Below are 21473 nucleotides of genomic sequence, written 5' to 3'. Positions count from 1 at the left end.
AATTATTAAGCACTTAATTTATTAACACAATAAGGTTATTTTTCTAAATTACACTTTAATGAATGCCATTTACGGCTTTATATAGATAAGTGTTACTGCTAGTTGAGAGAGACGATCATCTTCCATTGCCAACTGTTAACTCACTGCAGTAAATTGCTTTTTATATGCAATATAATTGCAATTATATTGCATATAAAAAGCAATTTATCTAAGTTTGAATATATTTTCAATTTCTGATCCTCATGAGCACTCCAATCGTATCGACTACACAGTTATCATTTCAGTATCCTAATTCAACGCCAATTGAATTTCCAGATATTCACATCGAGAAAGGTCAGCATACGCTGTTATTAGGAGATTCGGGTTCTGGAAAAACAACGTTACTTAATATATTAGGAGGCTTGTCACGACCGGAGACAGGTCTTGTCAAAATAAATAACCAAGACCTATCCTTATTATCAAACAGCAAATTGGATCAGTTTCGTGCGCAATATATCGGATTTATATTCCAAGAGGCTCACCTCCTAAGAAATTTAACACTTTTGGAAAACATCAAGTTGGCACAGTCTTTAGCAGGGAAAAGAATAGACCTTAATGCAATACATTTCATATTGACGCAACTGCAATTAGATCAAAAAAGTGATGCCTACCCGAACGAATTGAGTCGCGGCCAATTACAACGTGCTGCTATTGCACGCAGCGTCATCAATAAACCAGCCCTACTTATTGCTGACGAACCGACTGCCGCTCTAGACGACAACAATACCTATAGGGTATTAGAACTACTATTATCGATAGCTGACACTGCAGGATCGACTTTATTGATAACAACACACGACAAGAGAATAAAAGATCAGTTCTCCAAAATGTACCTTTTAAAATAATTGTTTTACTTTAATTTACGCGTCACCCTTAGTTTTAGAATTTGTTATGAACACGATACAATTGGTTTGGAAAAATTTAAGTAGGCAGTTTGGCTCGGTCTTTCTAAGCATTCTGTTAACGGCGTTTGGAATTTCCATCCTTGCCGTGCTTTCAATTACCGGAGAAACTTTTGAAAAGCAGCTTGACAATAACAGTAAAAATATTGATTTGGTTGTTGGAGCTAAGGGAAGCCCCCTTCAATTGATCTTGTCAAGTATTTATCATATTGACAATCCAACCGGCAATATCCCACTGGACAAACTGGAACCATTACGCCAAAATCCCCTTGTTCAGCTTGCAGTGCCCCTATCTTTGGGTGACAATTTCAAAGGCCATCGCATTGTTGGAACAGATTCATCTTTCTTAGCGATTTATGAAACAGCAATAACTGAAGGCCGTATCTGGCAAAATAATTTTGAAGTAGTCATTGGTGATCAAGTTGCAAAAAAACAACAGCTCAAAATTGGCGATCAGATCCATAGTTCACATGGCTTGAGCAAAGATGGACATCATCATGACGAACATCCGTTTACCATTGTTGGTATTCTGAAACATAACAATAACGTTACCGATAACTTAATTCTAACCAACTTAGAAAGTGTTTGGGATGTACATGGCATTGCACATAAACATGAGCATCAAGAAACAGCAGTAGAGAAAGAATTACGCGAACGCCAAGAAGATCGGGAGGAAACCCTCAAAGCACATCTGCACCATCATGGTGAAGATATAGCAGAAAATTCATCTGCTCCAGCCAAAACGAGCGAAAAAGGACATCAGGAGCAGGAAGACCATCATGAGCACGCAGAGGAAGGCATGTTTGTGAAGTCAATAGGTGCCGACATGGTAAAGCAAAATGGACTGGAAATAACCGCCATTCTACTAAAATATCAATCCCCAGCAGCGATCGGAATTTTGCCAAAATTGATTGATCAGCAAACAGACATGCAGGCCGCATCTCCCGCCATGGAAAGCACTCGTCTATTCTCGTTATTAGGCGTAGGGATAGATTCTTTATCGATACTCGCTTATGTAATTATGTTTATTGCAGGTTTAAGCGTCTTTATTAATTTATATAACGCATTAAAGCAACGTAAATACGACCTTGCCATCATGCGTACGCTTGGAGCCTCCAAAGGAAAACTCTTTGCCATTGTGCTCCTTGAAGGACTAACCATTACGATTCTTGGTGGGTTAATTGGACTTATAATGGCACATCTAGCACTTTACTATATCAGTAATCAGACAAGTCAAAGCGCCGATTTTATAGAGGCCTTTACACTTCATCCGAAAGAACTGATTTTCTTGTTTGTTGCTTGTTTAATAGGTATCTTCGCAGCACTTATTCCAGCAATCAAGGCCTACAGGACAAGTATTTCTGGAACACTATCAAATAAATAAGTTTAATAAGATTACACAACGACAAAAGATCGCAATAAGAAGAGCAGCTTATCCTTTAGGCAGGAAAACGGAAAATACATTCGAACAGCTTCTCGATACATAACAATAGCATAACACATGAAAAAAACACTGACAGTATTCTTATTTATATTATTCTGTACCATACAGTCCCAAGCCCAAATAGGCGGTAATCCGGATGTTCCCGATCATACACCTATGATGAACAAAACTTGGGAAGCAATTGATAAGATGGCTTATAAAGTAACTTATAATGGGGCAAAGAAAGTATATACTCCTTTCTATCCAAAAGAGCTTAAAGCGCTTGAAAATAAAATTGTTGAATTACCTGGTTATATGGTTCCTCTTCATAGTGGTCGTAATCATAAAAACTTTATGATGTCTGTATTACCTGTGATGCAATGCCAATTCTGTGGATCCAACGGGATACCACCAATGGTTGAAGTAACCTTAAAAGGTAGTGCGATAAAATTTTCCGAAGACCCGATTAAATTAAAAGGGAAAATGATCTTTACCAAGGATCCGCTTAAGGGAAATGCTGAAATTCAGATTGTAGACGCAGAACCAATAAAATAAACTAGCGTCTATTATTAAACCATTAAATGGGCTTTGCAGATCTCTCACAGCCCATTTACTGGGCCAGAGTCGACTTTTATCCCCTATTATCTATTCAGCAGGGAAACTTCCATACAGGTCGCTAACGCAGCTGTTTCGGTCCTTAAGCGCGCTTCTCCCAACGAAATCGGATGAAATCCCATCTGTAGTGCCAAATCAATTTCCTCTTCAGAGAAATCTCCTTCCGGACCAATGAGGATAATATAATGCTGGGCAGGCTCCAAAACCTGGTTTAAATACTTCTTTTCAGTGTCAACACAGTGTGCAATTGCTTTTTGAACACCTTCTGTTGGGATTTCTCTCAAAAACTGTTTAAACGATACTGCTGGATTTAGCTTGGGAAGATAGGCTTTCAACGATTGTTTCATCGCTGCAACAACCACCTTATTTAGACGATCTAATTTCACCTCTTTTCGCTCAGAATGCTCACAGATAACTGGAGTTATTTCTTGAATTCCAACCTCAGTCGCCTTCTCCAAAAACCATTCGATGCGATCAATATTCTTCGTTGGACCAACAGCAATATGCAAATGATATTTTGGCCGCTGAAATTCCTCCTCAACATTTAAGATCGTGAGAACAGTACGTTTGGGATGAGGGTCAATAATTTGAGCTTCGTACAAACCACCGCGACCGTCTATGAGATGTAAACGATCACCAGTATCCATACGAAGCACACGAATAGCATGTTTACTTTCTTCTTCACTAAGGATAAAATTTTCTAATGAAGGGTTTAAATCCGGTGTAAAAAATAACTGCATGTGCTTTCGTTATTGTTTTATTCTTCTGTATCATCATCGGCCGATTCGACCAATTCCAATTTGACAAACTCTATGTTCTGCTGAGCCTTACGGATAATAGTGAATACGTAACCATATTCTTCTTTACGCTCACCGACTTCAGGTATCTTATCAAAGATTTCGCTCACCAGACCCGACATTGTATCGTAATCCTGACTCTCGGGTAATTCTATCGGGAGAAATTCATTCACGTCATGAATACTAGCGCCTGCATCGACCATATATTCCGTTTCCGAGATACGTTCCACAACTGGAGTTTCCTCATCGTATTCATCCTGGATCTCACCAACAAGTTCCTCAACAATATCTTCAAGAGTAACCATACCCGCAGTCCCACCAAATTCATCCAATACAATCGCTAACTGTAGACGTTTTTGCTGGAACTCAGCCATTAGATCATTGATCTTCTTCGTTTCAGGAATGAAATAAGGTTTGCGCATAATATTTCTCATGACAACCTCTTTTCCCTTAGCTAAGAGGGGTAAAATATCTTTCGTATGGACAATACCAACGATTTGATCAATATTATCCTCATAAATTGGCAGACGAGAGTACCCTTCTTCAGTCATGGTTTCTATCAGCTCAGAGGCATCAGCCGTGACCTCCACAGCCACAATTTTGGTACGAGGTACCATAATATTCTTAACGATACGTTCGTTAAAATCAAATACATTTTTGATCAACTCGTGCTCAGAAATATCCAGAGCACCGGACTCTTTACCTTTATCCAAAAGATATTGCAACTCTTCAGAAGAGTGCGCAGATTCCCCCTTGGTAACTTCAAATCCCAAAATCTTCAACAGAAAATTAGCGAAACCATTTAAAATCCAAATAAATGGTCTAAAGATAAAGTAGAAAAACTGCAGTGGAACCGCAATTTTCATTGTTGTTGCAACAGGTTTTTGAATCGCAATTGATTTAGGAGCGAGCTCTCCAAATACAATGTGTAACACGGTAATAATCGTAAAAGCCAATACATGACCTGCATTCGTCGCGATTGTACCTGTCAATTCAACTCCGAAAAAACCTAGTACCCCCTGCACAATTTGGGTCATTACAGCCTCTCCTACCCAACCTAAAGCCAGTGAAGAAAGTGTAATACCCAATTGTGTAGCGGCCAAATAACCATCCAAATGCTCCGTTATACTTTTGGCTATTGTAGCAACTTTGCTACCTGTTTTTGCCTGAACTTCAATTTGGGAGACTCGGACCTTGACAATAGCAAATTCTGCCGCGACAAAAAAGCCGTTGGCCAATACTAAAAACAATGTCCAAAATATATCGAGCGCCATGCTTGGGGTTATTTGTTAACAAATTCTTTTTTGTACAAATCGATAGCCTCGATCAAGATTCTTTGTGCTTCTTCACGTCCTTTTACACCCTCAACAATGACATGCTTCTTTTCAAGTGCTTTATAACTCTCAAAGAACTGTACAATCTCCTTCATGGTATGCGGAGGTAACTGATCAATATCTTTAATGTAATTAAAAACGGGATCATTTTTAGCTACCGCAATAATTTTATCATCTTGTTCTCCACCATCAACCATATTCATCACACCAATGACCTGTGCTTCAACCAATGTTAATGGTAAAATATCCACTGAACAAATGACCAAAATATCCAAAGGATCTTTGTCATCGCAATAAGTCTGTGGGATAAAACCATAATTGGCAGGATAAACGACAGATGAACTCATTACTCTGTCCAAAAGCAACAAACCAGTTTCTTTGTCTAATTCATACTTTCCTTTGGATCCGTTTGTAATCTCAATGATAGCATTTACGGCATTTGGAACATTCTCACCTGGAGAAACCATGTGCCAAGGGTTTTGTTTACTCATTTTTTATTTTACTGTATATTTTGTTTGTTTCTTTTATCTTTTATACGCTTTTTTAACAACGTTATTGCAATTGGTAAAAATGCGATCACAATCATACCAACGACAACATATTCTACATAATGTATAATCCAAGGGAACTCAATACCAAGGAAATATCCAGACAGGGTCAACACAAGTACCCAAATGGCAGCTCCGGCAACATTATACAGAACGAACTTCTTAAAATCTAATTTTACAACACCTGCAAAGATAGGTGCAAAAGTACGAACTATTGGAACAAATCTTCCTATAATTAAAGCAGTTCCACCATATTTATGGTAAAATTCTTCGGCCATGACCACATATTTTCGCTTAAAGATGAAACTATCTTTTCGCTTAAACAGCATCGGCCCCGCTCGATAACCAAACCAATACCCTGTAAAATTCCCTAATACTCCCGCTATAAACAAGCCCAAACAAAGTGTGTATATATTAACGTCAATTTTATTTAGCGCGCAAAATAATCCTGCAAGAAATAATAAATAATCACCAGGTAGAAAAAATCCAAAAAATAGGCCGGTCTCAGCAAATACAATTAAGATAACCAGATAAAACCCTCCTGAACTCAATAGCTCCTCCGGGTTTAATAATTGTTGAAATGACAACAAGAGTTCATGCATAACCTTTAGTAAAAATCAATGTTGCGTTCCTTTTTTAGAACAACTCCCACGCTTATCTCTGTACAAATTTGAAACAACAAGGTACAAATATAGCATTCTTCTAAAAAACGAACGTAAATCAAGTGTAATATAATCCTTTCTAATTATTGATTTTGAGCAGTTATACTGACGATAGACTCGCGAATAGTAGTCGCAATTTCATGAAGTTCGTCCTCTGCCAAGCTCAATTTAGGTCCAGCAAAGTTTAAATCACTAATTTTATTAATAGGCACCAAATGTATATGTGCGTGAGCCACTTCTAAACCAACAACTGCAACACCGACTTTTACACAGGGAATTACCTTTTTAATACCTTGAGCAACAATCTTAGCAAAGACCCAAAGCGCCATATATTCATCATCTTCTATATCAAAAATGTAATCGGTCTCTTTCTTAGGGATCACAAGAACGTGCCCCTTAGCCAATGGACTGATATCCAAAAAAGCTAGAAAATCATTACTTTCTGCAACTTTGTAAGCTGGGATCTCCCCAGCAACGATTTTTGAAAAAATTGTCGACATATTATTCTAATCTTGGAATAAATCTTTTAAACAATAATTAGCAAAAAACAGACTTTAAAATACAAAGCCTTCGGTATGTTAGCAATTAAAAATTTAACTGCAGATTTTATCACACCCTGTTTTTCTACTGCCAACAAATATAAACAAAAAAGGTCGCGATTACTATATCACGACCTTCTTAATATAAAGTTAATTTGTGGATGTGCGGTTATGGCATACCGCACATAACCGACATATATTATCTTGAAATCTCTACGATCTCGAATTCAATTTTACCGGCAGGCACTTCAATAACAGCTGTATCACCTTTCGATTTTCCCAACAAACCCTGCGCAATAGGAGATTTAACTGAAATCTTGCCCGACTTCAAATCTGCTTCTGACTCCGCCACCAATTGATAAGTCATTTCAGCACCATTCTTTTTGTTCTTGATCTTAACAATCGATAAGGCCAAAACTTTAGATGTATCTAATTTGGACTCATCAATTAAACGTGCTGTCGCCAACGTATTCTCCAAATTGGCAATTTTAGCTTCGTGAAGCCCCTGAGCTTCTTTAGCAGCATCATACTCTGCATTTTCTGACAAATCTCCTTTGTCTCTAGCCTCTGCAATAGCATTGGCAATTTTAGACCTTCCTTCCGTCTTCAGATAAGCCAATTCTTCTTTAAGCTTACGCAATCCTTCTTCCGTAAAATAAGTTACTTCTGCCATAATTTTATCTTTTTTCTTATTTTCTACTTTTTAAAAAAGAAACAAGACCATATTTCCCTCGTCAGGAAACATGGTCTTGCTTTGAATCTATACGAAGATAATAATTGTTTTCAACAAAACAAATTCTTACCCGTTAAATAAAATTAAATCTCTTCCTCATCGACAAATTTATACCCCAGCCCCCGAACTGTTTGTAGATAATGTGGCTTATCTGGATTTGTTTCGATCTTTTTCCTTAAACGAACCACATGCATATCCAAAGTACGTGTGTTGACATTTGAGCTATAACCCCAGACAACCTCCATTAACTCCTCGCGTGTAATCTCCCGGCCTAAGTTTTGTAAAAAATGAAGCAAAATTCGGTTTTCCAAAATGGTCAACTCAACTTTCCTTCCGTCACGTATTAAGGAATGAATATTCGGATGATGTTCCGTTTGGCCAAATTTATATACTTCGGGACTGTTCTTAGGTAAGAAAAATTTCACCTTATTATCGATCATAGCAATAAGCACATCCATATTAAATGGCTTACTAATGTAATCAGTCACACCAAAGCTATAGGCTTCAATTTTGTCCACATCTTGAGATTTCGCTGTCATCATGATAATGATATTCTCAAACCCGGCTTTACGGACATCTTCACAGATTTCGTTGCCTTCTTTTCCTGGAAGCATCCAATCCAACAAAACCACATCGGGTCTCTTTTCCAGGATCAAACTTTCCGCTTCATTCCCATTTCCACTTTGAATGACCTGATAGCCTTCGGATTCCAATCGATGTTTTACCAAGAACCGTAAGTTCTCATCATCTTCAATAACAGCAACAGTGATGTCTTTATTCATATTTAAATTTATTTTTTAAACCGGAAATACCAAGGTAAAGGTGGTCCCCTGTCCCAATTGACTTTTTACTGTAATATCACCTCCTATAAATTCGGTAATCTCTTTACAGAAAGCCAAGCCCAAACCGATACTTCCTTGCTGATTATATTGACTTTTTATTCTATAAAACTTTTTGAAGATGTTGTTAAACTCTGCCTTCTCAATACCTATTCCTTCATCCTTAAAAGTGATAACAAAATTCTTCTTGTTTTGTTGTATCGCAATATCTAAGATTTTATGCCCTGCTTTCGAATATTTATAGGCATTATCGATCATATTTTGAAACACACTACTTAACAGTACCGGATCCGCAAGCATTGATGTCCTTACATCAATTTTTGTGCTAATCTTGAAATCCGCATATTTTATTCTTGACGAAGCTACTAGATTTTCGGTAAATTCCTCCAAATCAACTTCTTCTTTATTTAATTTTATAGTTTTATTTTCGATCTGACTAAAAGACAACAGCTTATTCATCAAGTTATTTAATCGGTCTGCCTCCTGATCTAATATATTTCCATACATTTTCCGTTCTTCATCAGAGAGTACCTGTGCACTCTTAATATTATTTCCAGCAATTTTAATAACACTCACAGGCGTCTTAAACTCGTGGGTAAGATTATTGATGAAATCGTACTGCAATTTAAAAAGTCTTCCGTTAATTTCTAAATTTCTATAAATTAAATATAATATTGCAATCAAAATAATATAAATCAGGGATACCCCTCCCAATACCGGCCAAAAACTGCGATTTATCTCTTTCGACAGAAAACTTTTACTCGACCTAAAAAGAAGTTTGTAGTCTGCTAAGGCTCCAGGTAACGGCATCTCCGTTGAAATCTCGTCATTTTCCGGCGTGATCGGAGCACCAACCAGTGGGACTATTTCTACTTTCTCATAAAGATTTGAATAACTATTTTTTACGTCCAGATACATTGGATCAATCTGAAAATTGAACATATCCTGTTCATATCCGACAGTATGATCCAAATTACCTTCCATAATGGACTTATAGACTATTAAGTCGTTGACCCTTGGAATATTCAGATAGGTAATCTGCCCAGGTCTTATGGTATAAAAAACCTTCAGAATATCCTTATCAGAAAGCTTGGCATTCGGTTGCAATTTATCGATATAAGTTGCCAGCTTCACACCAATATTATTAATCTCTTCGGAATGCAAGCCCATCTGCCCACGATCCCGAATCGTATTTTTATTCAGGCCTGACCTGGAAACGGTAAAAAAAGTAATGGTTTTCGGTTGAATTCTAAGGTTATTAACAATAAAACCATAGTTCAAGTTATGATCATTATTAAATTGTAAATCAAAAAAACCAATTTCTCTAACGAATGGGTAGGAACTTAATATACTATATGCATATTTTCCCGCCTGGACTGAATCCAAAAAACCTTGATAAAAAGATACTTCAGGAATTCTATTCTGAAAAAAATCATTGAAAGGGACTAAGGTTTGATCAAATATCTCCGATTTCCGATTGGTAAATTCGTTCTTAATATGCGATTCTGTATAATTACGCGAAAGAAAAAGGGCAAATATATACAGACCACTAATCACGATGAAAAACATCAACAATAATCCGTAGTTTTTTCGATAGCTATATTTCTCTGCTTTCATAATCTCCCGCCCTTAGTCTATAAGATATTTCGCCAAAAACCGCTCCAACTCATTATAGTAACCAAAGACATTCTCGTCCCGTTTAAAAGTTCTATCCTCGTCCTCTTTTAGGATGTATTGTACAGGAATATTATTATTCTTTAATTTCTGTACAAATTGATTTGCATCTGTTACCGAACTAAACCGATCCTTTCCTCCCTGTACCAATAGCACCGGTATCTTTACTTTATCCGAATGAAATACAGGTGAAATATTTTTAAATAGCTCAGCCTCACGAATCGGATTCCCGACTACTTGATACATTTTCTGCACATACGATTTAAAATATGGCGGTATATCTCTAAAGTAAGTGAACAGATTAGTATAACCGGAATAAGATACGGCACATTTATAAAGATCAGAATTAAAACAAGCAGCGTGTAGCGCCGAATAGCCTCCGAAACCTTTCCCGACAATAGCGACACGTTCCCGATCAGCAATTCCTTCTTTAATCAACCATTTCACCCCATCAGTAATATCATCCTGAATCTTGCCGCCCCATTCCTTAAATCCCGCAGTCCAAAACTTCTTACCGAAACCGGTCGATCCCCTATAGTTCATCTGAAAAACTATATAGCCCCTGTTCGCCAGAAACTGCGCTTCGTTATCGAATCCCCAAACCTCCCGTCCGTTAGGTCCATCATGGGGCAATACAACCATAGGCAGATTTTTGCGATTGGAATGAATGGGATAAGTTAAATAACCCGAAATCTGAATACCATCTCTCGCGGTATAAGTGATATACTCATTTGGAGAAAGTTCTTTGTCTTTTAGATCGGAATTATTATCTGTTAGCTTCGTTAATTTTTGAGTCGAAAAATCATAAAAATAAATCCCGCCCGGATTTACGTCCGTATAGGTTTTGATAATGACCTTGTTCCCCGAAATATCAGTATTCAATACCTGAAACTCAAAGCCATCAATCTGCTTCGACAATTGGTCATATTTCTTTTTGGTAGCCTCATCAAAAAAATGTCTGTTCTGTCTTGATGTGCTATAATTGACAAATAACAGCTTATTCTGTTCAGTAAAATACCCCCCAGGGCTCACGTCAACATCTTTATGACTATATAGCTCGCCCAGCTCTCTTTGATTCACTAAATCATAACTTACCAAGGCCAGTTTATCCCGGTCTATATTGGATAAAGCATAAATGATGGCATTTGAACTATCCTTATAACCCAGTGGAGTAAAACTACTTTCAACATCACATCGTATAATCTCTTTAAATGGTTCTTTTTCTGAGCTTCTATAGAGCACAGATTGTTGTACAGAATCGTTGGCCACAGCCAATCGTACCTGCCCATCATTAGATACAACCCAGGAGCTCATATTTCCCGGATTCTGTAAAACCAATTCCCGAGGCCTCCCATCTAAATAGATACGATAAAGGTCAAAAAAAGAAGAGTCTCTATCGTTGATTCCCGCTATAAAACTATCACCTCCGGTCGCCATAGCATGAATCCATCGAAACCGACCTCGTACCGGTTTAATCAATGGCCAAATCTTTTCTGTGTTGATGTCCACAGCATATAAACGTAAACTGTCCTGCGAAGATTGTTCCGTCAAAAAGGAAATTTTTGAATCATTGTTCCAAGCGAAGGATTTTACATTAATATCATTTTGATAAGTAAGCTGTTTGGAACTATCCTTATTGATCAAATCTATTAAATAGATATTTTTGCAATGATTATCCAAGCCAATGTAAGCGATAAATCGACCATTTGGAGAAATCTTAAAATTTGATTTTTCAGGTGTAGAAAAAAATTGATTTATTGGAATAAGATCAACACTATGTCGTTGACACCCCAACATGATCATGGCAGAAAAAAACAAACCTATCCAAAATTTCATCCTCATAATCCCAAATACATCCTTATCATTTATTCCAAATATTGTAATTAAATACGGAATTGCATGAAATGCAACCTTATTTTTACAAGATATAGTAATTAAATGTAATATTCAAACTTATCTCGGTTCTGTCCTTTAGAATCTTTTTTATAGCAGAAAAATAGCGTATTTTTGCATATGTTTTTATACAATGTCTCCGTTATAGCAGAAGAAACAATCCATCAAGAGGTCGTTTCATGGATTCAGGATAATATCGTGCAATCCCAAAAATTTCAAGTGCATTTTCTGGAAATGCTCCAGTCTCCACACGAAGGTATGACCTACTGCATTCAGGTTATACTCCCTACAGAAGACCATATAGCAGATTTTCAGCAAGTACATCTAATCCCATTACAACAACTCATTTCGGAAGTATATAAAGACAAGGTTTTCCTTTTCGACAGTACCATGAAGTATCTAAAAAAATAAAAGAGCTCTTTGGAGCTCTTTTATTTTTTTATTTCATTAATACCGTTGCTATCTTCTTCACGGTTCTTATTATTCTTTTCACCTATCTCTGCCGCCAATTCATAGCGCGGATCATAACTGATTTTTGGCGTTAAAAAATGAAGTAAAATCAAACGGGCATACCTAAAATTAAAAGGTGCGAAGACCAAAATGGTTACAGCTAGACCAATCAGATAAGACCAAGGAGACTCACTTCCTGTCAAAATTGCGATAGCAACAGATACAGTAACAATCTCAGCGACAGACAAAGCATAACTCACATACATGGCAGCATAGAAATACCCCGGCTCAACCTCGTACTTGACACCACAATAAGGGCAAGTATCATTCATATGCTGCTTGTGTAAACTGTATACCTTTCCTACAAATACATTACCAATATGACACTTCGGACATTTGGAATGTATCATTGCACGGAATTTCGATGTGGGCATTAAGAATCTATTTTATTTCGTTTAAAAATTTCTTTGCTACGGGATTCTTCTTACGGTATTTTTTATACCATAAATAACCAAGGCCCGCCGCGGCTAGATAAGGTATTACCAATAGAAACAAAATACCGTCATTCAGACCTCTTCCTTGCATATTTCCTTCCTTCGTAGAATTCTCAGCGTTCAATGTACACATCGCACACTGTCCGTACGAAACAGACACAGCCGAGCAGCTTAAGGTAAATATTAGGAGTAAATATTTAAACCATTTCATAACACAAAGGTACTGAAATTTTAACGATTAGCGTGCCAAAGAATCAAATTTATCCCAAAAGCCATCTTTCGGCAAAGAAGCGATCAATTCCATCTTATCCTTTTTGATTGGATGCGTAAAGGCCAATGAACGAGAATGTAAACAAATACTGCCCAAAGAACTACCTCTTGGATATCCATACTTATTATCACCAACAATAGGACATCCCATCGCTGCAAGTTGCGCACGAATCTGATGTGTGCGACCTGTTAAAGGCTCTACGCGCAGCAAATAGAATCCATTCAACTCACCCACCAATGTATAATCTAACTCGGCATAACTTCCGCCTTTCACCTCGCGTGGAAAGGCCTTTGTTACCCTTGTTTGTCTATTCCGAACCAACCAATTGATAAGTTTCCCCTCAGTTTTTCGCGGACGCTGTCTGACTATTGCCAAATAGGTCTTTTTCACATGTCTATCCTGAAAAAATTTATTCATTCGCTCTAGAGCCTTGCTTGTTTTGGCGAACAAAATCATACCACTAACAGGTCTATCTAATCGATGAATAACACCAACAAATGCTTCATTTGGCTTATCATATTTCTTTTTCAAATATACTTTCACCATATCTTCTAAAGATAGGTCTCCTGTTTCATCCACCTGCACAATATCCCCGGCTTTCTTATTTATAGCGATGAGATGATTGTCTTCGTAAATGACGTCTTTATCGGTTATTTCCCTGTGATTCATTTCTTTCAAATCTAAAAGGGTTATCCAAATACTATACAGTGCTAATACCTGTTGAGTTGGATCCCATAATGGTGCTATTATTTATTAAAAAAGGCCCTACGCAAGCGTACAGCCTTTCCTTATGCTCTTTTTTAACACAACTTATTTTGTAGTGTCCGCTTTAAGCAACTCAGCTTTTTTCGCATCCTCCTTCATCTTCTTTTTAAAGAAACCACGCAACAAGAAATTATGCTGCAATGCTTCCATATTCTCGTCCAGTTTGGATGTGCTCGAATTTAAATTATTGATTGCCGATTTAATTTGATTTGCCGATGCCGGGTCATTCAATAACACACCCACCGCATTATCTTTATCATTCAATCGACTTGAAGCATTATTCAAATTGTTTATCAATGCATTTGCTGTCTGAGAAACTCCTTGCAACTGCGCTGCAGACTGACGCAGGTTAGAGAATATAGCGGTATCAGTCGTTAAATCATGAATCAAGCCCTTATTGCTGTTTAAAGAGTTTGTCAAGGTAACCAAATTAGCAGATGCTTTGTTCGCATTATTCATTGCAGCACTGATTGACAATAACGTAGCACGCAATGTGTTAACCATAGAAGTATCGGTCAACATCGCTCCAACCATTCCTTTTCCGTCCGCCAATCCACGTGATATTTCTACAAAGTCAGTAGTAATCTTTGCTAAGTTTTCATTATTTACCTGCAATGTTTCCATCATTGCTTCCATGTCCGCAGTCTTCGCCGAACGCAAGAAATCACCTGTCTCCACTGTTGGCGCATTTTGCGATCCTCCAGAAATCACTACGATCTTATTACCAATCAAACCATCCGAGCCCAATTTTGTTACGGCATCTTTACGAATATATTCGGCAGATTTCTCCTCGATTGTCAATACCACCTCAACATCCTGCACACTTTTAAAATGTATATTCTTAATGATCCCTACCTTAACCCCAGAAAACCACACATTACTTCCCACTTTCAATCCAGCGACATCGGGAAATGAAGTCGTAATTTCGATATTTCTAGTAAATTTCTTTTGCTGGCTACCCAAAATAAAAATACCCGCTAAAAGAATCAATACGCCTAAAAAAACAAAAATACCGACAATGATTGCTCTTTTATTTTCTGCCTTACTCATGTATATTATAGAATAAAATTATAATTATAAAACGCTCTTACACGTGCGTCATCTGTATCAAAAATCTCTTCAAAAGACCCCTGTCTTTCAAACTTGCCATCCAACAACATCACAATACGGTCTCCCACCTCTTTCGCACAAGCTAAATCATGCGTAATAATAATTGATGCTGTTTTATACCTCTCCTGAACCTCATTAATCAACCCATTAATCTCCAAACAAGTGATCGGATCTAGTCCTGCTGTTGGTTCATCGTACATCATGATTTCAGGTCTAAGAATCAGTGTGCGCGCAATACCAATTCGCTTACGTTGTCCACCCGACAACTCCGATGGCATCTGATTGATAGCTTGCGAAAGCCCTACTCCATCCAAAACCTCTTCTACAGCGTGGTTGATCTCCGAACGTGTTAAGTTGCGTTTATTTCGAACCAATGGAAATTCCAAGTTTTCGCGCACAGTCATACTGTCATAAAGTGCACTATTCTGAAAAGAAAACCCTATTTTTAAGCGTAATTCACGCAATTCGCGATCATTTAATTCAAGAACTGACTCTCCCAAAACATTGATCGTCCCCTCATCCGGTCTTAATAAACCAGAAATCAATTTGATCAACACTGATTTCCCCGTTCCAGAACGTCCAAGCACAACGAGATTTTCTTCTTTATATAAATCTAGATTGACACCACGTAGGACGTGATTATCACCGAAAGATTTGCTAACATCCCTAATTTCAATGACCGGCTTCGAATGGTCGATGGTTGATTTAATCTTTTCCATAGCTCGCTATCCAAAGAACGATAAAACTTGAACAATAATTATTTCCTCAATAAATACAAGGAACATCGAAGCTACAACGGCCGCATTGGCTGCCTTACCCACACCTTCAGTCCCCTTTGAAGAAAAATAACCGCAATAACAACTTACAGCTCCAATGGTAAAACCAAATATAACCGCACGCAAAACCATAGCACCTAAATCCTTAAATGCTATCGTCTCAAATACCTGCGTAAAAAAACTCAAAAAGCTTAAGTCGTCTTTACTCATCATACTTAGGTAACCACCTAAAAGACCTATACCCGCTACATAAAAACATAGTACAGGAATTCCAATAGTTGTAGCTAATATTCTACTTACAATAAGATACTTATATGGATTAGTTCCCGAAACTTCCATGGCATCGATTTGCTCCGTGACATTCATCGAACTTAGTTCCGCACCAATTTGCGAGCCCACTTTACCCGAAGCTATTAAAGCTGTCACCAGCGGTGCAAGAGCACGAACAATAGCAATCGAAATAAGCGAAGGCAACATCGAAGTCGCCCCGAATTCTTCCAAAGAAGGACGCGATTGTTTTGTAAAAACAAATCCAACAATAAACCCCGTTAAACTGATCAAAGGCAAAGATTTGTAGCCTATTTCATAGCACTGGCGGACAATTTCTTTAAATTCATATGGTGGAGTTACCAATTCGCGCCAAAACCGTAGCAAAAAACGGTGAATGTTTGCGAATTCTAGAAAAAAAGTCTGAAGTTTTTTAGCCATTTAAATGATGTCTATTTCAAATTAATGTGTCATAAAACACGTCTTATGCTGAACAAACACGTAGCAATTCGAGCGGTAAAGGTAAATAAAAAATATGTATCTAAAATTGTCGTTTATGTAAAAAGATCATCAATTTGACTTTTATATAAAAAAAATCAGATTTCCAGTGTACCGATTAAACCATTTTATACGTTATGCTGTCATAATAACAAAGACAATACAATAGAGTTTTGTCACACTTTTAAATATTACAGTCATGAAAAATTTAGGCAACATAAAATATTGGGTACTTGGTTTTATAGGTATCGCTTCTTTTTCAAGTTGCGCGACTTCAATGGCCCAACGGGGTGGATATAATGGTTATAACAATTATAACAATGCTGGAGTTTCGTTCCAGATGTTCTATGATCAACTCTCCCCTTACGGACAATGGGTTAATGATCCCAATTATGGTTATGTCTGGATTCCGGATGTTGGCCCGAACTTCCAGCCCTATGCAACCAATGGTTATTGGACAATGACCGACTATGGTAATACCTGGGTATCCAACTATGACTGGGGTTGGGCTCCATTTCACTATGGTCGCTGGAACTATAATGACCGTTATGGATGGGGATGGGTTCCTGACTATGAATGGGGACCAGCATGGGTAAATTGGCGTCAAAGTAGCGACTACTACGGTTGGGCACCAATGGGTCCGGGCATGAGTATCAATGTATCTGTTAATATTCCAATGAACTTTTGGACATTTGTGGGAGTCAATCATTTTATGAATAGGGATATGGATAGGTATTATGTTAATCGAAGAAATTACAATAATATCTACAACAGAACCACTATTATCAATAATACAACGATAATTAACAACAACTATTATGTTGGTGGTCCTCGAAGATCTGACATCGAACGTTCGACAGGAAGAAGCGTAACAGTTAATAGAATCGCAAATGCCGATCGACCTGGATCTGCGCGCAGTAGCAGCAATCGTAGTAATGAAATCAGTATGTACCGTCCAAATGTTGACCGAAATACAAGATCTTCTGCTCGTCCTACAAATGTCGTGGATGCTTCTACCCGAACACGTAATAACAATAGTGAGATTTCAGATCGTACCAATCGTGTTATCAGCAATCGAGACAACATCGATTCAAGATCAGGAAGTCGTGAGTTATATATCGATAACAGTGGAAATGCTTCTGTAAGGTCTCGTAATGATGCCAACAGCGGTGGCTCGAGCCGTAGTTCAAATAATAATACGAGAAGCAGCGACAATGGAACTGTAAATAGAAATACGAACGGTACACAACCTAATTCGAATAACTATGATTTTAGAACACGATCAGGTCGCCAATCGGATGCTTCAAACAATAACAACCCTACATCTACCAGTAGAGATAGACAGAATGGCTCCGTTGATAATAATGGTGCTGTAAACGGCAGAAGTACAGACTACAATAGAAACACAGATTATAATTCACGTTCGCGGTCAAATGCGAGCAGCTCTGATCAGACTGTGCCGCCACGAGTAGTTCAACCGACAACAACGCCGCAACGAAATGGAAATTATGATGGCAGTAGAACACGTTCAAGCCAACCGGTGTCACAGCCTGTCCAAAATGGAAATAACAACGCTGGCAGCAGGAGCCGTTCGAGCCAACCGGTATCGCAACCAACTCAAAATCGGAGCTACGAAAACACAAGAAGTAGATCAAATACAGACAATTCATCGTCCGTATCGCGATCAAGGTCTTCAGAAAGCTCTGGTGAACGTAGCTCTTCTGGACGTTCTTCACAAGGATCAGAAAGATCTAGAACAAGATAATGACAGCCGAATAAAATAATAATTCATATCTGGCGGGTAAAATGAAAAATTTTACCCGCCTTTTATATGCATGTCTTTTTATATTTATCATGAACAATCCATACATTTTCACGTTAATTAGTAAATTTACCGCTTCAAACAAAAAAACAGATCGATAAAGATGGCTTCATTTACCTCTATATTAGATAATGACTTTTACAAATTCACCATGCAGCACGCTGTGGTTAAGTTGTTTCCAAAGGCCAAGGCACGTTATCATTTTATTAACCGGGGACATCATAAATTTCCCGATGGTTTTGATGTGCTCCTGAAGGAAGCCGTCAATGAGATGGCTAATTTGAAGTTAACAAAAGCAGAAAAGGCATTTTTTGCCAGAACATGTCCTTATATAGACCCAACCTATTTTGACTTTCTTCAAGGTTATCGCTACGATCCCGAAGAGATCAAAATATTCCAGGATGGCCCCGACCTTGAAGTCATTATCGAAGGGTACTGGTACCGTACTATTCTTTGGGAGGTTCCGTTGATGTCGCTCATCTGTGAACTTTTTTATGAATCCCAAGGTCTACAACGTGCCTCGGATGCAGAAGTAATCGCCACGGCCAAAGATAAAATCGAAAAATATAAAAAACTCAATATCACAATTGCTGATTTTGGCACCCGCAGACGTCATTCTTATGAAGTCCATGATATGGTCGTTCGCACACTGAAGCAATATGGCGAAAAAACATTTATCGGTACCAGCAATGTACATTTAGCAATGAAATATGAGACGAAACCAATTGGCACACACGCCCATGAATGGTTTATGTTTCACGCCGCCAAATACGGTTATAAAATGGCCAATCTACTTGGTCTTGAACATTGGTCTGATGTCTACCGAGGTGACCTCGGAATAGCACTGTCGGACACCTATACTACGGAAGTTTTCTTTCAGCAATTTGATAAAAAGTTAACCAAATTATTTGATGGAGTCCGTCACGATAGCGGCGACCCGCTTGAATTTACAGATAAGGTTATTGCACACTATAAGAAAAATGGAATCAATCCCCTCTCAAAGACAATCATATTCTCGGATGGCCTAGACTATGAGAAGGTCGAAAGAATCGCGAGCTACTGTGAGGGAAAAATCTTGCATTCCTTTGGCGTTGGCACCAATTTCACTAATGATGTGGGACTCAAACCCATGAATATCGTCATTAAGATGACTGACGCTTTGCCAGAAGATGATCAATGGACCCCGGTCATTAAGCTATCTGACGAACCAATGAAACATACAGGAGATGAGGACTCCATATATATTGCAAAAAAAGTATTAATGATTGATGATGACAATGCATAGAGATGTATACGGTGAGGCCTTAGATGATTACTTTGTACATCAAGAAGAAAAGTTCCCTTTAATACTCCATACAAGTTATGGCGACCAAGATGAAATGCCCGTCGAGATTTTCTTTCGGGAACCCGATGATTTTCCTGAACTGGAATTTATTGGTCTATCCTTATGTGATGGACGTGTACTGGATGTTGGAGCAGGAGTTGGCAGCCATAGCCTGTATCTACAAGAAAAAGGTTTTGAAGTAGATGCACTGGAACTCTCGCAAACCGCTTGCCATATTATGCAACAACGCGGGGTACAACATATTATCTGCGAAGATTTCTATAAATTCGAAGGCCAAAAATATGATACGCTATTGCTTTTAATGAACGGAATAGGTCTTGCCGGCGACGTAGATGGTTTTCGAAAACTATTACAGCATAGTAAAGAGTTACTGACTGAAAATGGCCAACTGATTTTTGACTCTTCAGACATCAGTTATTTGTACAAAGATTACAACATCAAAAAACCAGCGCATTATTTTGGAGAAATTCAATACCAGTATGAGTACAAAGGGACTCGAGGAAATCTTTTCAAATGGCTCTATTTAGACCAGGATTTATTGATCAAAATTTCGCACGAACTGGGTTGGGTTGTCCAAATTTTGTATGAAGATGAGAATGATCAATACCTCGTCCGCATGGAACTAAAAAAATAGCCTGATGTTTATAACAGGCTATTTTTTTATTATTTCTATGTTATTATATATATTATTTCTGTGTTCTTATATAGATATCTCCCATGGATGTTTTTAAAATAACATCCTGTCCACCACCATTCATTTTGCCTTTCACGGCGTTACCCATCGGAGTTGATTTGGCTTCCTCGGCAGGTTTTTCAAATTGAAATTCGTCCGCAGCATAGATATTCCCCATAGCAGATTTTACATCCACATTAGCGCCGAAATTCTTTGGGAAGGCAACATCGACGGCGCCCATGGCAGCGACTAAAGAAATCGGTCCTTTGACAGGTTGAACAAATTTGGCTGTAACATCTCCCTGTGAAACCTTTACATTGATCGGCCCGGTAACATTCAATAAATTCACGTCGCCTATTGTACTAGCAACTTCAACCTCAGCCCGGATATCTTTTAATTCGATAACTCCGGCATTAAACATGGCTCCACGCCCTCCTTTGATCGTCACAGGTAAATCCATTGGTATCTTGATACGAATAGAATCCTCTAAGGGCATCCCAACCATACTTATTTCAGTCACTCCACCTTCTGTTTTGATGTTCATTCCAAGTCCGGAATTATCCGATAATCCCGAGCCATTGATCACACGTAGGCCTTTTGCGCGGTCATTTTCTTCACTTTCCTCCACCTTGGCTGTAATCAGCACATCTTTCCCTTTATAACCTTCAATATAAACATTATCCAATTTTAGTAAAAGCTTGTTTCCCAAGTTGGGCACTTTAATTTCTTTCCAGTTTTTCGGCCCCTTTTCACGGCCGAATCCGGCAGAACTGAAAGTGAAATTATTACTATTACTAACAACAACTCCTGAAACCGCTCTAGCCTTTTTAGGAGGATTAGGAGGTTTTGGCGCAGCCACACTTTCTACAGTTTCATTTACCTGGGCCTGCAATGCGCTTGCAAAGATCAGTGCGACCCCAATCATCATTATCCTTATCTTTTTCATTTCGTTTTAGTTTGTCTTCATTATTTGTCAAATAATGTATTTTAAGCTTTTTCATAGG

General features: G+C 38.1%; 23 protein-coding genes. 7 read left to right on the top strand and 16 right to left on the bottom strand.

Annotated elements, in window-relative coordinates:
* Positions 1-242: 242 nt before the first annotated feature.
* From ACHWSC_RS17890 to ACHWSC_RS17880, 3 genes are all read left to right on the top strand, one after another.
* A complete protein-coding gene (locus ACHWSC_RS17890) occupies positions 243-884 on the top strand; it encodes an ABC transporter ATP-binding protein (RefSeq protein ID WP_153845012.1) in 642 nt (213 codons plus the stop codon).
* Positions 885-930: 46 nt separating this feature from the next.
* On the top strand, positions 931-2325 hold the full coding sequence (locus ACHWSC_RS17885; RefSeq protein WP_394677668.1) for an ABC transporter permease: 1395 nt from the start codon (positions 931-933) through the stop codon (positions 2323-2325).
* 117 nt (positions 2326-2442) lie between these two features.
* Positions 2443-2919 carry a hypothetical protein gene (locus tag ACHWSC_RS17880; RefSeq protein ID WP_120336557.1) on the top strand — a complete coding sequence of 159 codons (477 nt, stop codon included), beginning with the start codon at positions 2443-2445 and terminating at the stop codon, positions 2917-2919.
* An 86-nt stretch (positions 2920-3005) separates the two neighbouring features.
* Here ACHWSC_RS17880 and ACHWSC_RS17875 read toward each other — a convergent pair whose 3' ends face one another.
* The 9 genes from ACHWSC_RS17875 to ACHWSC_RS17835 form a co-directional block, all read right to left on the bottom strand.
* Positions 3006-3719, bottom strand: a complete 714-nt coding sequence (locus ACHWSC_RS17875) for a 16S rRNA (uracil(1498)-N(3))-methyltransferase (protein WP_394677667.1) — start codon at positions 3717-3719, stop codon at positions 3006-3008.
* Positions 3720-3736: 17 nt separating this feature from the next.
* Positions 3737-5050, bottom strand: coding sequence for a hemolysin family protein (locus tag ACHWSC_RS17870; protein WP_070567307.1), 1314 nt, complete (start codon positions 5048-5050; stop codon positions 3737-3739).
* An 8-nt stretch (positions 5051-5058) separates the two neighbouring features.
* On the bottom strand, positions 5059-5601 hold the full coding sequence (locus ACHWSC_RS17865; RefSeq protein ID WP_075991667.1) for an inorganic diphosphatase: 543 nt from the start codon (positions 5599-5601) through the stop codon (positions 5059-5061).
* A gap of 8 nt (positions 5602-5609) precedes the next feature.
* Entirely contained in the window at positions 5610-6260 is a 651-nt protein-coding gene (locus tag ACHWSC_RS17860; RefSeq protein WP_075991666.1) for a DedA family protein, read from the bottom strand.
* Positions 6261-6403: 143 nt separating this feature from the next.
* On the bottom strand, positions 6404-6820 hold the full coding sequence (locus tag ACHWSC_RS17855; RefSeq protein ID WP_075991665.1) for an HIT family protein: 417 nt from the start codon (positions 6818-6820) through the stop codon (positions 6404-6406).
* 238 nt (positions 6821-7058) lie between these two features.
* The gene (gene greA / locus ACHWSC_RS17850; RefSeq protein ID WP_046674213.1) at positions 7059-7532 is read right to left on the bottom strand and encodes a transcription elongation factor GreA; all 474 of its coding nucleotides are present in this window, start codon (positions 7530-7532) and stop codon (positions 7059-7061) included.
* A 143-nt stretch (positions 7533-7675) separates the two neighbouring features.
* A complete protein-coding gene (locus ACHWSC_RS17845) occupies positions 7676-8374 on the bottom strand; it encodes a response regulator transcription factor (RefSeq protein ID WP_046674214.1) in 699 nt (232 codons plus the stop codon).
* Positions 8375-8389: 15 nt separating this feature from the next.
* Positions 8390-10048 carry a sensor histidine kinase gene (locus ACHWSC_RS17840; protein ID WP_394677666.1) on the bottom strand — a complete coding sequence of 553 codons (1659 nt, stop codon included), beginning with the start codon at positions 10046-10048 and terminating at the stop codon, positions 8390-8392.
* A gap of 12 nt (positions 10049-10060) precedes the next feature.
* Entirely contained in the window at positions 10061-11941 is a 1881-nt protein-coding gene (locus tag ACHWSC_RS17835) for an alpha/beta hydrolase family protein (protein WP_394677665.1), read from the bottom strand.
* 177 nt (positions 11942-12118) lie between these two features.
* Between ACHWSC_RS17835 and ACHWSC_RS17830 the strand changes: the two genes are divergently transcribed.
* The gene (locus tag ACHWSC_RS17830) at positions 12119-12409 is read left to right on the top strand and encodes a DUF4286 family protein (RefSeq protein WP_070567317.1); all 291 of its coding nucleotides are present in this window, start codon (positions 12119-12121) and stop codon (positions 12407-12409) included.
* Positions 12410-12429: 20 nt separating this feature from the next.
* Here ACHWSC_RS17830 and ACHWSC_RS17825 read toward each other — a convergent pair whose 3' ends face one another.
* The 6 genes from ACHWSC_RS17825 to ACHWSC_RS17800 form a co-directional block, all read right to left on the bottom strand.
* Positions 12430-12780, bottom strand: a complete 351-nt coding sequence (locus tag ACHWSC_RS17825) for a DUF983 domain-containing protein (RefSeq protein ID WP_394677664.1) — start codon at positions 12778-12780, stop codon at positions 12430-12432.
* Positions 12781-12889: 109 nt separating this feature from the next.
* Positions 12890-13153: a hypothetical protein gene (locus ACHWSC_RS17820; RefSeq protein WP_394677663.1), complete on the bottom strand. Its 264-nt coding sequence runs from the start codon at positions 13151-13153 to the stop codon at positions 12890-12892.
* Positions 13154-13180: 27 nt separating this feature from the next.
* On the bottom strand, positions 13181-13882 hold the full coding sequence (locus ACHWSC_RS17815; RefSeq protein WP_205398854.1) for an RluA family pseudouridine synthase: 702 nt from the start codon (positions 13880-13882) through the stop codon (positions 13181-13183).
* A 141-nt stretch (positions 13883-14023) separates the two neighbouring features.
* The gene (locus tag ACHWSC_RS17810) at positions 14024-15028 is read right to left on the bottom strand and encodes an MlaD family protein (protein ID WP_394677662.1); all 1005 of its coding nucleotides are present in this window, start codon (positions 15026-15028) and stop codon (positions 14024-14026) included.
* A 5-nt stretch (positions 15029-15033) separates the two neighbouring features.
* Positions 15034-15807 (bottom strand): ABC transporter ATP-binding protein, encoded by a 774-nt coding sequence (locus ACHWSC_RS17805; protein ID WP_120336563.1) that lies wholly within the window; start codon positions 15805-15807, stop codon positions 15034-15036.
* Between the two features lie 6 nt (positions 15808-15813).
* On the bottom strand, positions 15814-16572 hold the full coding sequence (locus tag ACHWSC_RS17800) for an ABC transporter permease (protein ID WP_075991659.1): 759 nt from the start codon (positions 16570-16572) through the stop codon (positions 15814-15816).
* Between the two features lie 256 nt (positions 16573-16828).
* Between ACHWSC_RS17800 and ACHWSC_RS17795 the strand changes: the two genes are divergently transcribed.
* From ACHWSC_RS17795 to ACHWSC_RS17785, 3 genes are all read left to right on the top strand, one after another.
* Positions 16829-18394, top strand: a complete 1566-nt coding sequence (locus ACHWSC_RS17795) for a DUF6600 domain-containing protein (RefSeq protein ID WP_394677661.1) — start codon at positions 16829-16831, stop codon at positions 18392-18394.
* Between the two features lie 160 nt (positions 18395-18554).
* Complete coding sequence (gene pncB, locus ACHWSC_RS17790) at positions 18555-19736, top strand: nicotinate phosphoribosyltransferase (RefSeq protein WP_120336565.1); 1182 nt, start codon at positions 18555-18557, stop codon at positions 19734-19736.
* A complete protein-coding gene (locus tag ACHWSC_RS17785) occupies positions 19720-20430 on the top strand; it encodes a bifunctional 2-polyprenyl-6-hydroxyphenol methylase/3-demethylubiquinol 3-O-methyltransferase UbiG (RefSeq protein WP_236582626.1) in 711 nt (236 codons plus the stop codon). The genes pncB and ACHWSC_RS17785 overlap by 17 nt, the downstream gene beginning before the upstream one ends.
* 52 nt (positions 20431-20482) lie before the next feature.
* On the opposite strand, the gene ACHWSC_RS17780 is transcribed toward ACHWSC_RS17785, so the two are convergent.
* Complete coding sequence (locus ACHWSC_RS17780) at positions 20483-21415, bottom strand: DUF4097 family beta strand repeat-containing protein (RefSeq protein ID WP_394677660.1); 933 nt, start codon at positions 21413-21415, stop codon at positions 20483-20485.
* Between the last annotated feature and the right edge of the window lie 58 nt (positions 21416-21473).

The organism is uncultured Sphingobacterium sp. (genome assembly GCF_964277905.1).
Classification (GTDB): Bacteria; Bacteroidota; Bacteroidia; order Sphingobacteriales; family Sphingobacteriaceae; genus Sphingobacterium; species Sphingobacterium siyangense.
The sequence above is the reverse complement of the archived record's forward strand: the minus strand, read 5'-3'. Positions and strand labels throughout refer to the sequence as shown.